This window comes from Alteromonas sp. G5_S2_22_S1 (assembly GCF_054968525.1).
Map to the genome: position 1 here is coordinate 189564 of NZ_JBQKUJ010000006.1, position 15459 is coordinate 205022.

The 15459-nt window shown below is 46.8% G+C and carries 9 protein-coding genes; 5 read left to right on the forward strand and 4 right to left on the reverse strand.

Annotated features, from left to right (window positions below; genetic code table 11):
* Nucleotides 1-49: 49 nt before the first annotated feature.
* On the forward strand, nucleotides 50-3538 hold the full coding sequence (locus tag ACTRWF_RS09075) for a DUF748 domain-containing protein (protein ID WP_462835439.1): 3489 nt from the start codon (nucleotides 50-52) through the stop codon (nucleotides 3536-3538).
* Nucleotides 3539-3709: 171 nt separating this feature from the next.
* Here the strand turns inward: ACTRWF_RS09075 and gloA are convergent, their stop codons facing one another.
* Both gloA and ACTRWF_RS09085 read right to left on the reverse strand, forming a co-directional pair.
* Complete coding sequence (gene gloA, locus ACTRWF_RS09080; RefSeq protein ID WP_012519246.1) at nucleotides 3710-4258, reverse strand: lactoylglutathione lyase; 549 nt, start codon at nucleotides 4256-4258, stop codon at nucleotides 3710-3712.
* Between the two features lie 155 nt (nucleotides 4259-4413).
* Complete coding sequence (locus ACTRWF_RS09085) at nucleotides 4414-5094, reverse strand: DUF1456 family protein (protein ID WP_462835440.1); 681 nt, start codon at nucleotides 5092-5094, stop codon at nucleotides 4414-4416.
* Nucleotides 5095-5327: 233 nt separating this feature from the next.
* On the opposite strand from ACTRWF_RS09085, the gene ACTRWF_RS09090 reads away from it, so the two are divergent.
* From ACTRWF_RS09090 to ACTRWF_RS09105, 4 genes are all read left to right on the forward strand, one after another.
* Nucleotides 5328-5825, forward strand: a complete 498-nt coding sequence (locus ACTRWF_RS09090) for a (2Fe-2S)-binding protein (protein ID WP_012519249.1) — start codon at nucleotides 5328-5330, stop codon at nucleotides 5823-5825.
* The gene (locus ACTRWF_RS09095) at nucleotides 5825-6850 is read left to right on the forward strand and encodes an FAD binding domain-containing protein (RefSeq protein WP_012519250.1); all 1026 of its coding nucleotides are present in this window, start codon (nucleotides 5825-5827) and stop codon (nucleotides 6848-6850) included. The genes ACTRWF_RS09090 and ACTRWF_RS09095 overlap by 1 nt, the downstream gene beginning before the upstream one ends.
* Nucleotides 6837-9062 (forward strand): molybdopterin cofactor-binding domain-containing protein, encoded by a 2226-nt coding sequence (locus ACTRWF_RS09100; RefSeq protein ID WP_462835441.1) that lies wholly within the window; start codon nucleotides 6837-6839, stop codon nucleotides 9060-9062. Before ACTRWF_RS09095 ends, ACTRWF_RS09100 begins: the two co-directional genes overlap by 14 nt.
* A 154-nt stretch (nucleotides 9063-9216) precedes the next feature.
* Entirely contained in the window at nucleotides 9217-9756 is a 540-nt protein-coding gene (locus ACTRWF_RS09105) for a PepSY domain-containing protein (protein WP_015067727.1), read from the forward strand.
* Nucleotides 9757-9759: 3 nt separating this feature from the next.
* On the opposite strand, the gene ACTRWF_RS09110 is transcribed toward ACTRWF_RS09105, so the two are convergent.
* Together ACTRWF_RS09110 and ACTRWF_RS09115 are read right to left on the reverse strand one after the other, a co-directional pair.
* The gene (locus ACTRWF_RS09110; RefSeq protein WP_462835450.1) at nucleotides 9760-11793 is read right to left on the reverse strand and encodes a TonB-dependent receptor domain-containing protein; all 2034 of its coding nucleotides are present in this window, start codon (nucleotides 11791-11793) and stop codon (nucleotides 9760-9762) included.
* 158 nt (nucleotides 11794-11951) lie between these two features.
* Complete coding sequence (locus ACTRWF_RS09115) at nucleotides 11952-15206, reverse strand: WD40/YVTN/BNR-like repeat-containing protein (protein ID WP_278383229.1); 3255 nt, start codon at nucleotides 15204-15206, stop codon at nucleotides 11952-11954.
* Nucleotides 15207-15459 lie beyond the last annotated feature (253 nt).

Below are 15459 nucleotides of genomic sequence, written 5' to 3' on the forward strand. Positions count from 1 at the left end.
GACTAGCCTTTGCCTCTCTTATTAACCCAATAAAGCAATATAAACGCCTATGCAAAATGCAATATCTTGGTTTGCTGCTAAGCCTAAATGGTTTCGAGTGTCTACTTACCTTGTGCTTGTTTACTTCACTTACGCGCTGCTGTTAGGCGTTCTAGCCCCTGCTATATTGAAAACCAAACTTCCCCAAATAGTTGAGGAACAAACAGGGAGAAAAGCCAGCGTAGCAGATATTGCTATTAACCCGTTTTTACTAAAAGTAGACGTTCGCAACTTCACTATTTACGCCTCAGCTCACAGTGGGGCTCTCTCTGAAAGCCAGATTGAGAAAAAAACTACCAATACACTGCCCGATAACCGTTTTTTCAGCGTGGGGCATATGTCATTAGACGTAGGTTTTTGGCATTCAGTATTTACGCTAACGCCAGCAGTTGAGAAGCTCTCCATTGATGCGCCATTTGTTACTGTTGCTCGCCTCAATAACACCAATAATACCCAAACATTCAACTTTTCCGATATCCTCGAGCACGTAGCACAACAGACACCTGAAACCGACGGCGCGCCATCCGAAAGCGAAAATGGCCAAATTCCGCATATCACATTAGGTGAATTTTCACTGACTCATGGCCACGTGATTATCGAAGATAGGGTAACGGACACCCTACTTAATTACCCAGAACTTGAAGTTGCATTGCAAGATTTAGACACCCATGCGGTACTTAAAGACACAGCTCAATCTACGTCTTTGCAAAGCGCGAATGATGCAGCCTCGAAAGGGTCGACATCTGCTTTTAATCAGTATCAATTTACATTGGTAACGGCCGAAAAAGGTAAAATATCCATTGATGGCGAATTTCAGTTATCTCCCTTAAAATTGACCACCTCAGTGGATATCGATGATATTGCCCTTGTACCGCTCTGGTCCCTCGGTAAACACCTAATAGCTGCTAATTTAGCCGATGGCACGGTGAGCGTTAGCCTACATGCTGAAATTTTTGAAGAAAAAGACGCTTTCCAGTTTCTACTGCAACATGGCGAATTCGAAATTAATAACCTGCTGTTTAAGCGCTCCCCTATTAGTAACAGCAAAGGTGGCAAAGACATTCTTTCCATACCTTCTTTTGCCGTTCATAACATCAATGTAGATGCGCTGCAGCAACAGGTAAATATTGAACGCGTGTCGCTTGATGCACCGCATATTTCAGCGGTATACGATAAGTCAGGCATTGATTTACAACGGTTATTTACACCGGAAAACGTACCAGGTGTAAACGCCAACACGAATACCGCAGCAGATAATTCATCGCTTACCGCTAGCCAGCCCGCAAGCCTATCGGCAAAGGAAGACAGTGGTGTTCAAACAGCCGATGAGCCATTAGCGCAAGCGGCAAAAAGCGCACCCAGCGCTGAAGTAGATGCTGAAAGCACGGCTCAAAATACAAGCGAGCGAAATGAGTGGCAGGTAGTACTACAGCAGTTTGTATTTAACGGTGGCACCCTGGATATTGAAGAACGCGGTGTAAGTGCCGGTACGTTTCTTAGAGTCAGTAATATCAATATTGAAACCGGAAGCATTACGACAGACTTTACGGCGCCCATTTCCTATAGCACGAATTTTCAGGTTTCTGCTGATCCCGAGCGTTTCAGCTCAGTCCCACAGGGCGCGTTTTCAAGCGCTGGCAGTGTAACGATCGCCAAGCAAGCTATAAAGGGCAGCGCAGCCCTTGACGCGCTAGTACTTAGTCAGTTTCAGCAATACGTCTCGCCGTACGCCAAAGTCACGCTAGAAAGTGGCGCTGTTAATCTCGACGTAACGTTTGAAGGCTCTGCCGCTGGCGACCTTAATGTAAATGCGAGCACACGGGTGGAAGGTTTAAGCATACTCGACACCGCTCAAACGCCCTTATTGCAATGGGAAGCACTGAGCGTAGAAGACATCAAGTTTGACCGTAACGCCAATCAATTGCGCGTAGAGACAGTTCATCTTACAGCCCCTTTTGCTAGATTAATCATTGATGAAGCGAAGCAGACCAACATAAGCAAACTTTTTGCTGCAAGTGAACAGGACGTTGTTAAGAATGAAAGCACTAATAGGGAAGGAAACGATAATTTAGCGGCTCAAGACGCTGCAAATAGTAATGGTGATGGCAACGGTAATAGTGAAGCAGAAAGTAAAAGTGCCACATCGTCGACAAGCGAAGCCGCTTCCTCTGAATTGGCTATTGCAGTTGGCGGTGTTTCCATCGAAAACGGTAGGGCGTATTTTGCCGATTACTCATTAACCCCTAAATTTGCGTCGGCAATAGAAAGCCTGAACGGTAAAATATCGGGCATAGATTCTCGCTCGAACGAACCCGCCAGCGTTGTTATTACCGGTAAAATAGACAACTATGCGCCAGTGAAACTTGCTGGCACAATTCACCCATTGAAGCAGGATTTGGACCTTGACCTGAATTTTTCAGTAAAAGGGGCTGAACTCACATCGGTTAACCCCTACTCTGGTACCTACATGGGCTACTACATTGACAAGGGGCTATTATCGTTAGCAGTGCAATACAAGCTCAACGGTGACCAGCTAGATGGCCAAAATCATGTGATTATCGACCAGCTTACATTGGGGAAAAAGTCTAATTCAGATCAAGCATTAAGTCTGCCATTAGGCCTTGCTATCGCGCTGTTAGAAGACAGAAACGGCGTTATCGATTTAGGTTTGGATGTTTCAGGGGATGTAGACAGCCCAGACTTTAGCTTTGGTTCTATCATACTAAACGCAATTGGCAATATTATTACTAAAGCGATAACCGCCCCCTTCTCACTACTTGCTAACCTTGTGGGTAGCGATGATGAATTAGACAGTGCGGAGTTTGCGTTTGGCGCCTCAACCCTTTCTCCAGCAGTGAAAGAAAAACTTGATACCCTTGCTAAAGCGCTTAACAAGCGCCCTGGCCTGCGCGTAAACATTGAAGGTACGGTCAATGCCGTATCTGATGCAAGCGCGCTGGCACAACGCCAGTTAAACAATACACTGTTGATAAGAAGCGGGCTCGTTGATCCATCCAGCACTTCGAGCACTGCAGATATGCCCGCGAACGGTGCTGTTAATAGTTCGCAGGCTAGCCCCATAACCGGCAGCAGCATTCCGCTGGATGGCCCATTAGCCGACGCGCTATTAGCTTATTATGTCGACGTTTTTACGCCAGACCTTAACCAAGAGTACACCAACATGGTGGTACAACTATACCCAGAATTGGCAAGCGAAAGCCAAGAGCCAAGTCAGGTAAGCACTAAAGATAATCAAAGTGTAATCAAAGGAGATGACGTAAAACGCGCGTTAAGCATCGCGCGTTACAACAAACTACGCAATAGCATCGATATCCCAGAAAGTGAACTCATTCTGCTGGCCGATGCGCGCAGTAAAGCGGTAAAAAGTTACTTGGCCAACGACGCTGAAATTGAAGCGAATCGCTTGTTCTTGCTTAATACTCAGCACGACTTACATACTGAATTTAGCGGTGTGGAGTTATCCTTAGAGGCAAAGTAGCCATCGCGTCATTACCACCTTCGTGTAAGGTGTAAACCATTACCATCGATAAAACAAAACAGGCAGCATATTACTATGCTGCCTGTTTTCGTTGTGTTTGGTAGTTTTTTAACAGAAGTTTAGCCAGCCCTGAATGCGCGCTAAACGTTTCTGTATTTATCTGTCCGGCTTTTATTTCTTCAAATGCGGCGCACACGTTTGTGCCACTTTTGATGCATCAAATATTTCAATCCAGTAGCCGTCGGGATCTTTAATAAAGGCAATGCCTTTCATAGACCCCTCGTTGAGCCCTTTTTGAAAAGGCACGTCGAGCGCTTCGAAGCGGGCGCACGCTGCGTCGGCATCAGGTACGTGAAAACCAATGTGCCCAAAGCCTTTTGGCTCAGAATTACCGTTGTGGTAGCTAACTGTTTCTGGCGTATCGCCCCAGTTATGGGTTAATTCCAGCATTGCCGGGCGGCCAAATGTTTGTTGCGTGCGCTTTTCAACGTCATCAGAAATATCAGAAAAGTCATCACCTGCCGCAAGAAAATACAAGCTGAACTTCATTTCCTCAAAATCTAGGCGCTTGATAAGCGTCATGCCCATAACTCGTGTGTAAAAGTCTAGCGAGCGTTTAGGGTCAGCTATACGCAGCATAGTTTGATTAAACACGAACCCTTGGGTAGCGGTGTCTATCTCTTCACACAAACCGTCTGCTTGTTCAAAATGGCGACTCATATTCTCTCCTTTACTTAAGTTCAATTTACTCACTTTTACGCTTGATGTTTTTCACAAAATCCACCACTTTTGTCACGTACTCATCGGTGTCAAAAATGGGTTTACTATGCCGTTTCCCCTTTACTAAATGAAGACCGCCTAACGCAGCGCTTCGTTCACCGCTTTTTAGAGGGCAGCGTTCCCCATACAGAGGTATTTGCTTGTTTGCTGCTTTCTCGTACTGCGTTGGTATGACTGCTATTCAACTCGCCTTTCTCAGTTTTTGGCGAATGGGTTGTTCCCTTCTTCTTAGCAGGTTTTATCTCATTCGGTTTACCGCTAGATGGCTTTCTATCATCAGACTTAGTGTTTCGGTGCGAGACGGTTGAATCTGGGCGATGTTTCTTCACCATGCCTTGAAGGAGGTTTCTTACAACCTGATCGCCAGCAGGTTTAAAGTTACGATGGTCAGGCTTTCTAAAAAATGCAGATAACTCACTTTTGCTTATTCTAAAGTCAGCGAGTTGTAGTGCGTGAATCATATCTTCGTCTTTGTAGCTCATCGCAATACGAATTTTACGCATGACTTCGTTGTTGCTTAACCGTTCTTTTGGCCCCAAGACTTTCGGCTCCTGCCCTTCTTGGCGACCGCGATTCTTAATAATTAAACCGTCTAAGAACAGCCCAATAATTTTGTCGCGACACGGCAAGTAGCCTTCTTCACCTTCTCGCTTCATAACGGCATGCAAATAGTCTATTTCCATGTCGTAGTTAGCTAATTTGAAAATACTGATAGCGGCGGTATCGTTGATGGCAAGTGCATAACGAAGGCGACGTAAAACATCGTTGTGAATCATGTAAGTAGGCCTGAAATATGAAGTGGCGCTTAAAAGCGTAGAGCAAAATACTCAATTTCACTATTTTACACCACTTACACGCTAGCATCTATTAGCGCGCAAGCGGGTTTCAGAAGACTTAATTTTCACAGCCTAAACCGAAACCACTTTCCCCCCGTAGTGATGATAAATCTCTTGTTAAGCTCATTTCAAAGGAGTACCGAAATTGAGCTCAATGGTAGAAGGACATATCCATGGCTACACTCAGACTTAACGGGAAAGACGTTTCTCTTCCCGAAGACCCCAGAACTACGCTTCTTGATTTTCTTCATCAACACCTATCACTTTTTGGCACCAAGAAAGGCTGCGATCACGGCCAGTGTGGAGCCTGCACAGTTATCGTTGACGGCGAGCGGGTAAACGCCTGCTTAGTCTTCGCTTTCCAGCTTGAAGATTGCGAGGTAACCACCATTGAAGGCATTGCAAATGACGACGCGCTTCATCCTCTTCAACAGGCATTTATTGAACGCGACGCTTTTCAATGCGGCTACTGTACATCTGGGCAGCTTTGTTCGGGCGTATCATTACTCAATGAGCTAAAAAGTGGTGACCCTAGCGCGGTCACCTACAGCAACCGCGCCTCACTCAAAGAAGACATTAGTGAGCGCATGAGCGGTAACTTATGCCGCTGTGGCGCCTACCCAAATATCGTAGATGCAATCACTGATGTGATTGCTTTGGAGCGTCAATAATGCAGCCTTTTGACCTACATCATTATGACCACTCTACGCCACTGAACTCGCTTCCACTTACTGACACGACGCGTTTTTTAGCCGGTGGGACCAATCTCATCGACTTAATGAAGCTTCAGGTTGAGACACCCAACACGCTAATTAGCCTAGCGAAATGGAAAGAAGCAAACGCCATTACGCAAGATGAAGCGCACTATCATATTGGTGCTATGGTAAGTAATTCTGCACTGGCAAAATTTTCCCACGACGAGCCTTCATTGTCTTTGCTAGCCCAAGCGCTTTTAAGTGGCGCAACCGTTCAACTTCGAAACCGTGCCACCACCGCAGGCAACTTGCTGCAACGTACGCGCTGTTATTACTTCTACGACACCACTAAAGCGTGTAACAAAAGAGAGCCGGGGTCTGGGTGCAGCGCACTTAATAGTATGAACCGTATTCACGCTATTTTTGGTACAAGCGAGCACTGCATCGCAACACACCCTTCAGATATGGCGGTTGCGATGATAGCTCTTGATGCCAAAGTGAACGTAAAAAATGCAAATAATGATACCCGTCAAATAGCGTTACGTGAGTTTTACCGAGAGCCTGGCGACACCCCGCAGATAGAAACCGTGTTAGCGAACGATGAGTTAATTACTCATATCTCTATTCCAAAGTCTCGCCACGGCACCCAGTATTATCATAAGGTGCGCGACCGCTCTTCCTATGCATTTGCGCTGGTGTCAGTGGCTGCAGGCTTAACCTTGAAAGAAGGGCGTGTTGACACACTTTCTCTTGCCTTTGGCGGCGTAGGTACTAAGCCATGGTACCCACAAAGCGCCATTCGTGTACTCGAAGGCGCAGAGCTTTCTCAAGAAGTTATTGCGCAAGCCGCAGAAGCAGAGCTGTCTCATGCGAAAGTTTACGGCAGCAATAACTTTAAAACCACGTTACTACGCAATACCTTGGTACGCGTACTGACTTCAATAGCAGCTCATCAGGAGAAACACCCAAAACACGAAGGAGCGTTATATGACCACGCATAATCAACCTGTTATCGGTAAAGCTGTTAATCGCGTAGATGGGCCTTTGAAGGTCACCGGCAGAGCTCGTTATGCGGCTGAACACATGAGTGAGCGTAATCCGTTGATAGGCTGGCCTGTGTCAAGTGATACCGCGGTAGGGGAAATAACGAATATCGATACCACTGAAGCCGAACGTGCAGACGGTGTGAGTGCGGTAATTACCTATAAAAATGCAGGGCCGCTTAAGCCTTTCAGTAAGCCCGCCGACGAAAGCCGGTTTACGCAAAGTCGAGCGGTGCTACACGAGCCACACATCCGTCATTTTGGTGCTCCTGTGGCACTGGTTATTGCCAATACGCTAGAACAAGCGCGCTATGCAGCAAGCTTAGTTACATTTACCGTTAAAGGGAACGCCCCCGATTTACTGACATCGTTTGATGATGCACAACAAAAGCCAGCGTCTCTTGATGGCGGTTTTGAGCCCGATGTTACCAGCGGTGAAAAGCCCCACGATGATGATATTCGCAGTGAAATAGAGAGTGTTTACACCACGCCCTCGCAAATCTCCGCAGCCATGGAGCCTCATGCCACGGTCGCCGATTTTAAAGATGGGAAATTAGAAGTTTATTGCAGTGTGCAAATTATCGCGTCAGCCGTAGAAGCGTTAGCCATTACTCTAGAAATGGCGCCGGAGGATATCGTGGTGCAAAGCCCTTATGTGGGGGGCGGCTTTGGCTCAAAACTAGGTTTACACTACGATGCCATACTGGCGTGTATTGGCTCTCGACACGTGAAACAGCCCGTTAAAGTTGCGTTGAGTAGACGCCAGGTATTTTACAATACCCCTCATCGAGGCCATAGCATCCAGCATATTTCGCTGTCTTCAAACGCAAACCGCGAGCTTACCAATATCACTCACAAAAGCGCTATGCCGAAAGCGAAAGGGTATGAATTCGCTGAAGCAACAGGTGCAGGCGCGCGGGTGACTTACAAATCGCAATACATCGAAAGCACACATAGAGTAAAGGATGTTGACTTGCCGCTTATCGATTCAACCCGCTCTCCTGGCGATGCCATAGGCTCGCTTGCGTTTGAATCCGCTATCGATGAGTTAGCCCATAAAGCAAATATTGACCCCCTTACTTTTCGTATAAAGAACTTACCCGTTGTGCACCCAATGAAAGGCAGCCCCTTTACTACACATAATTTAGGGGAATGCCTACGCCAAGGCGCGGAAAAATTTGGTTGGCAGCATAAACCCTCACCGTCTGAAGGCAAAGTCATTGGGCACGGCGTAGCAAGTGCTATGCGAATGAACGTGCTAGTAGAAAGCTCTGCCGACGTTGAAATTAACGCCGAAGGGCAAGTGATCGTTCGCTCAGACATGACTGACATTGGCACCGGCACCTACACCATTTTGGCTCAAATCGCTGCAGAAATGCTCTCTACACCGGTGGAAAACGTTATTGTAAAGTTAGGAGACAGCCGCTTTCCTGCATCTTGTGGCTCGGGCGGTTCATTTGGCGCGGCCAGCACAGGCTCTGCGGTGAAAAAAGCCTGCGAAGCGCTAACGCAAAAAATTATGGCGACTTTACCGGGCGAATATAAAAACGCGCGGCTGCGCATGGAACAAGGCGAATTTATTGTTACTAATGCGCCAGATAATAGTACAGCTTCTTCAGCTAAATCGGCCTTGCTGTTGGATGTTGTTGATAAAAGCGCCTTCCCTCTCTCTGCAACAGGAAGCGTTTCGCAAGACGACACAAGCGAGAAAGAGCAGTACTCATGCGGCGCACATTTCGCAGAGGTAGAAGTAGACACACTTACCGGTGAAGTGCGCTTGCTTAGACAGTACGGCATGTTCAGCGCGGGACAAATCTTGAATCTTAAAACCGCGTCTTCTCAAATTAAAGGAGGAATGGTGTGGGGCGCAGGCTATGCACTGACTGAAGGTATTCACCACCACACCGATTCGGCAAGTTTCGTTAATCCAGACTTTGGCGAATACCATATTGCCGTGAACCGCGACATTGCAGAAGTCAACTTAGACTTTCTTGAAGAGCCTGACTATGCCGCGTCCCCCGTTGGGGCTAAAGGTATCGGAGAGCTTGGCATAACCGGTGCAGGCGCCGCCATTGCCAATGCAATCTATGATGCCTGCAAAGTGCGAGTTAGGGACTTCCCTATAACCATGGATAAGGTGATGCTGGGCATCAGCGACCCTCAACAGTAATGATAAATAGAGGCGGCTTTCTAAAGGCCGTCTCTTCGCTCATCATTACCAAACCGACCAATCTCGTAAACGGCGCGTTAGGGTGTTTTTACTGCACCCGCCGAATACCGTATAGTATCGAGTGTTTTTACCTATTCGTTTTAAGTGTTGTTTAATGTCGGTTACCCTTCGTAAATACAGTCGAAGTATTCATTTATGGCTGTCGCTTGTTATTTTTATTCCGGTGATCATCGTTATCGCCAGCGGCCTATTGCTGCAAGTAAAAAAAGAGTTCGACTGGCTCCAACCACCCACACAAAAGGCTCAAAATAGCGCGCCAACCCTAGCATTCGATGACGTATTAGCAACAGTTAAACAAGTCCCCCAAACAAACTTGAAGACATGGGAGGATATTGACCGTTTAGACGTACGCCCCGGCAAAGGCATTATCAAGGTAAGAGGAAAGAACCACTGGGAAGTGCAGTTAAACGCGCAAACGGGGGAAGTGCTTCAAGTGGCCTATCGCCGGACAGATACCATAGAAGCTATTCACGACGGCAGCTGGTTTTTTGAAGGCGCTAAGCTTTGGGTTTTTCTACCCGCGGCCATTTTACTGTTTGTACTCTGGGTAACCGGGTTGGTTATGCTGATAACAACGTTGAAAAGCAAATACCGAAAGCAAAAATATCAGCAAAAAAATCGCCAACGACGTTAGTCGTTAAAGCAAATAGGTTAATGCAAGCTGTATGCTTTTACCTTGGGCAAAAGGGGCTTTATCGTCGGTACTGGTATAGTACAGCTGATCGGTTAAATTTTCCCAACTGGCCTGTAACACAATACGCTCGTTCATACGCCAGCTACCGCCCACATTCAACGTAATAACGTCATCAAGGGGTCGCTCTCCCTCAGCGACATCTGATTTACTAGCGCGATAAACCACCATGGTAAAAAAGCGCGCACTGCCCAATGTCATACCAACATTTAACCGATGATTATCGGCAGGTATATCAGCAATAGCATTACCTAACTCATCGCGCCCATTTACCCATGCGCCACTTAATGTCGCATCAATGTTGTTAACTTTCGACTGCCAACTAAGCTGATAGCTTAGCCCTTTAATGGTGGCACTATCCAAATTCGCATATTGTAAAACGTCGTCAGCTATCGCTTGCCTTTCTATGTAATTATCAATTTGCTGATAAAATACGTCGATAGCGCCCTGCAGCTGTTCGCTGTTGTAAGCAAAAGTAGCTTGTGAGTTTAGGGCGCTCTCGGTTTGCAGCTTTGTACTGCCTATTACTGTGCCACGGGGCGTTTCCCCCGCGAAAAAGCGCTCGGTTAATGACGGGTTTCTAAATGCGCTAGATACATACAAACTTGTTGCCCAACGCTTTGCTAATTGATAGTTTACTCCGATATAACCGCTTAAATTTGTGGCGGTGACGTTTTCATTGGTACCGGTATTATCAGATTGTCGCTGCCAATCCACCCGCGCACCTAGCGCCAATGAGGTGCTATTCCATTGACGTGAGGCATCTACAATACCGGCAGCATTTATTTCATTTGCATTCAGTGTACTTACTTCATAAGCAAGTGCAGGCGCCCTTTCCTCTAAAAGGGCAATAGAATCAGGCCCATGGCCCTGTTCAACCGAGATAGCGGTTAAGCTAAATTCTTTTTCGTCTGCTTCTACGCCGTCGCGCCCTGACACCTGTAACTGCCAGTTAAACCACCAATCTTGCCAATTGCCCTTGGTCTTAATATCAAAGCCATAATCAAGCGCCTTGTTTTCGCTATCGTTAATACGGCTTTGCGGGCGCAACACCGACGTCTCTAAATAAGACTGATGCCACCAAATGCTTCCTGTGTAGTTATCCGCTCCAACCGTCAACTTGCCTAGCCAGTGCGTGTTATCTGGATAAGTAGAAATTCGATTTAAAGGGTAATCGCTGCTCGATTTACCAATATTATTGTTGTCAGAATAGAGGGTCCACGCTTCTTTTATAAACCCGCTTTCAGGGCGATGTCGCAAGAAAAGCCCGGCCTGTTCAAATTGATCAAATAACAGAGCGCCGTTAGCATCTTCTCCCTTATTAGCATTGCGATAGGCTATATTCCAATCTGTATTGCCGACACTGTCTTTGTAGCTAAGGGTTTTCATTTGCTGGTTGCTACTGTACCCCACATTAAGATAAGGGTTCTCGGTGGCATCTAGCTGCAAATTAACCGCGCCTCCTAGTGAACCTGACCCCAAATACGTAGAAGCTGCGCCAGGCAATACAGAAACCGACGTTATAAATTCAGGTGGAACAAAGCCAATGCTAGAACCTGCTCGCCTATCGCTGACAATAGGCACACCATCAAGCAGCGTTTGAATACGCCAACGAGAGTACCCCCTAATACTAATACTTTGTATCTGACCGCCCTGCCCGTTGAGGGATACGGAAGGCGCTTGCAACAAAAGTTCGTTGGTGTGTAGCGGCGTCACCAGGTGACTTTTATCAAATTGATACTGAGGAAATATACGGGATAAGGTTTCATCGTAATAAGGCCGCGTTGCGGTTACGGTGTAACGCTCTAACTGACTGATATCTGCATGTTGCGCGAGGCTTAAAGGCGAAACAAAAGAAAAGAATAAACCCGCACATAGCCCTGAAGACGTCACGGTGTTTTTAGCGTTTTTACCTCGTGTAGAGATAAAGTAGAAACACAGAAAAAGAAAAAAAGGCGAGGAATAAGAAGACAAAAGCACACTCATTAAACAGACAAGTTAGGGATAAAACTAAGACTTAAAATTAAAATGTAAAAGCCAGGGCACGACAATTTCATTACCGCCGCGCCTTTCGCTGGCTTATAAAAAGGTAAGATGACATTGCGCATGAGGTAACCCCATGCGCTTTGACCGTTTCGCTATTTATTAATAACAGGTAGACCAGAAGTCCACGGACCGCCAGCTTCAACTACGGCTTGTTGGAGTGCAGGCACGGCGGTGCTTTGCAATGTGCCAATACGCGCTACCGCACTGTCTAAGCTATCGTTTGCGTAACCCAGCTGATCTTTATGCTGCGCTGTAGGACCGTAGGAAGAGCCTAGTGCCGAACGAGCATATCGTAAACGGCTCATGATATTAGCGGGCTTTATACCCATTCTATCGCGAGACTTAAGGCCGTAGAATTGTCTGTTTACGGCATGTATCTCTTCTTGAATTGCAGCAAACTGCGCCTCAAGCTTTGCAATATCGCTTGGGGTACGATCAATGGCTGTGCGCAGCAACGCCATTGTATCTTTCAGCTGTTTTAGCACTGTTGTGGCTGAAATCGCACGTTTTTGTGCATCACTTACCGCACTTCCATAGGCTTCCATTTCTTGTGGTGTTGCACCTTCAAGTGCACCTTCAACAATAGCAGCCAATTCGAATGAAACCGGCTCAGAAAGCGGCGTTACCTTAGTACCCACGCGTTTAAACAAGGTAGCGGTATAGCTGCCTGGCAGTGCCATCAGGCCATTATTTTTACTGTCTTTTTCCGTTAACGGGTTAGTAGATGCATACTTCATATCCCACGTTAGGCGATGTAGCCCTTTTTTGGTCTTGCCATCAACGCGTTTAATAATGTCGCCTTCGCTATCACGCACTTCAATATAAACCGCAGGTTCCGCTTCTTGATTTTCCGCTTCAACCGCTTCCCAACTCGGGTATTTAGGGTACTTTTTATCTTCTACTGCTTTTTTATCTGCTTCTTGGCGCTTTTCTTTGGCTGTTAGCAAACTGTCTTTAAGGTAATAAGTGAAGGTTGCACCGTGCTCTGGGTTCTTCGCTACAAAGCGATCGTCGCCGTCAGAGTCGGTGTGATTATCATCTAGCTGGAACCATTTTACTGAGCGGCTTGGCCCGAACAAAATCGCGTCTTGCTGCATCGACTTTTCGGTTAATGAACGAAGCGGTGCGTAGTCATCAAGAATGTAGATCCCGCGACCGAAGGTACCAGCAACCAGGTCATTTTCACGACGCTGAATTTTAACGTCTCGTGTTGAAATTGTTGGCATACCGCCATCAAGCTCAACCCATTTCTTGCCGCCATTCACCGAGAAGAACACGCCAAATTCGGTGCCAATAAATAACAGATCTTTGTTTACGTGGTCTTGCACAATGCGCCAAACCAAATGCTTTTCAGGCAAGTCTTCAGCAAGCGATGTCCAGCTTTTACCAAGGTTTGTCGACTTAATCAGGTACGGCTTGTAGTCACCATATTTATGATTATCTAATGCGACGTAAACCGTATTAGGGTCGTATAAATCGGCACGGATATCATTGACGTACGAGTTCGCAGGAATCCCTCGAATATCGTCTAACTCAATCTTTTTCCAAGATTTACCGCCGTTAGTGGTCACTTGAATAATGCCGTCGTCAGTCCCTGCCCACAATATATTTTCATCTACCGGGCTTTCTGCGAAGTTAGCGATGGTATGAAATTCCGTCATTGCGTACAGGTCCCAGCCAGCTTCCACTGACCACGTACGTCCCATTAATGGCGAATGCATGCGATTGCCGTTTTTCGTTAAATCGCCTGATACCGCCGTCCAGCTGTCTCCGCGATCATCGCTTCGCCATACTCGCTGAGACGCAAAGTAAATACGCGCAGGGTCGTGGGCCGAAACATTAATAGGCGCGTCCCAGTTATAACGCTCTGCGGGATCGCCAGGTAGCGGCTGCGGTTTAATGTAAACCCCTTCGCGGGTTTTCATGTCTACACGGGTCAAGTTACCTTGTTGCCACTGCGAGTACACAATATCCGGGTTGCCTGGTTCTGTTGCCGGTCCGTGACCGTCACCACCAAGCGTAAGGAACCAATCTTTGTTCTTAATCCCCTCTTCTCGCATTGTTCGCGAAGGGCCACCTTGGGTAGAGTTATCTTGCGCACCGGCATAAATTTTATAAAAAGGCGTAGAATCATCGGGCGCCACTTTATAGAACTGCGTTAACGGTAAGTTAGCCATAAAGCGCCAGTTCGCCATTCTGTCGTGCGACATATAAATTCCCCCATCAGAACCCATTAACACGAAGTCTGGGTCGGTGGGGTGAAATGCCATGGCATGATCGTCAACGTGCTTGCGCTTGGTGTTAATGGGTGTCCAAGTTTTACCGCCGTCGTCTGACACTTTGCTGTAGTTACTCGCTATATACACCCGATCAAACTGGTGTTGGTCTGCGAAAATCTCTTGGTAGTAGTGCGGACCGGTTCCCCCACCTACTTCATCCGACATCTTGGTCCAGCTGGCACCTTGGTCGGCAGAGCGATAAAAACCTCCACCGCGGTTGTCGGTTTCAATAGTGGCATAGATAACATCGGGGTTCATAGGCGATATTGCCATTCCGATTTTTCCCATATTGCCTTCTGGCAAGCCGGTTTTAAGTTCGGTCCAGGTTTCGCCACCATCGTTTGACGTATGAATACCTGCCCCTTCGTTTGTCCCCACATAAGCACCAATAGAGCGCTGACGCGCCCAGGTTGCTGCGTAAAGCTTATCAGGGTTGCGAGGGTCGATAAGCAGTGAGGTTACGCCTGTCCACTTATCAGCAGGGGTAAGGACCTGCTTCCATGTTTCGCCACCGTCGGTAGTTTTGTATAGGCCGCGCTCGCCACCACCACTCCATAGAGGGCCTTGGGCTGATACCCAAACGATATCGGGATTGGTAGGATGAATAATAATGTCTGAAACGTGCTCGGATTTAGACAGCCCCATATTTTTCCAGGTTTGACCGCCGTCTACTGACTTGTAAACGCCGTCACCGAAGCTGATATGCCGGCCACCGTTATTTTCGCCGGTACCAACCCAAATGATATTTGAATTGCTTGGCGCAATAGTAACGTCACCAATGGAATAGACCGGCTGGTCGTCAAAAATAGGCGTCCAGGTTGTACCTGCGTTAGTCGTTTTCCATACGCCGCCCGAACCAACGGCGGTATACCATGTGGATGGGTTATTCTGATCGATTGCAATATCAGCAATACGCCCCGACATATACGCAGGCCCAATGTTTCTGAGCTCCATTGCTTTAAACGTTGAGCTGCTAAATATTTCGTCTTTGTCGTTTTTATCTGCGTAGGTGGGCGAGCACGACAGTGCTATTGATACAGCAACTGCCGCTTTAAGAAGCTTTTTCATTATTATTATCCAGTGTGTTTAAAGGGCATCACGCCCTTACAAGTTTGTTGTTAACAACTTTATAGCATTACTTATAAACACTGGATAATTCAATGCACTCCACGACCAAACTACGATTATGAAGGTTAAAAAATCTTCCAGATGGTATTAGCGTATTATTGATGCGTAAAATCCAAAGGGCGCAATCAAATCACTGTGCTTGAGCGCGCCGTTTATTCTGGGCACTAAAAGAGTTGGCTATTTTTAAATAACC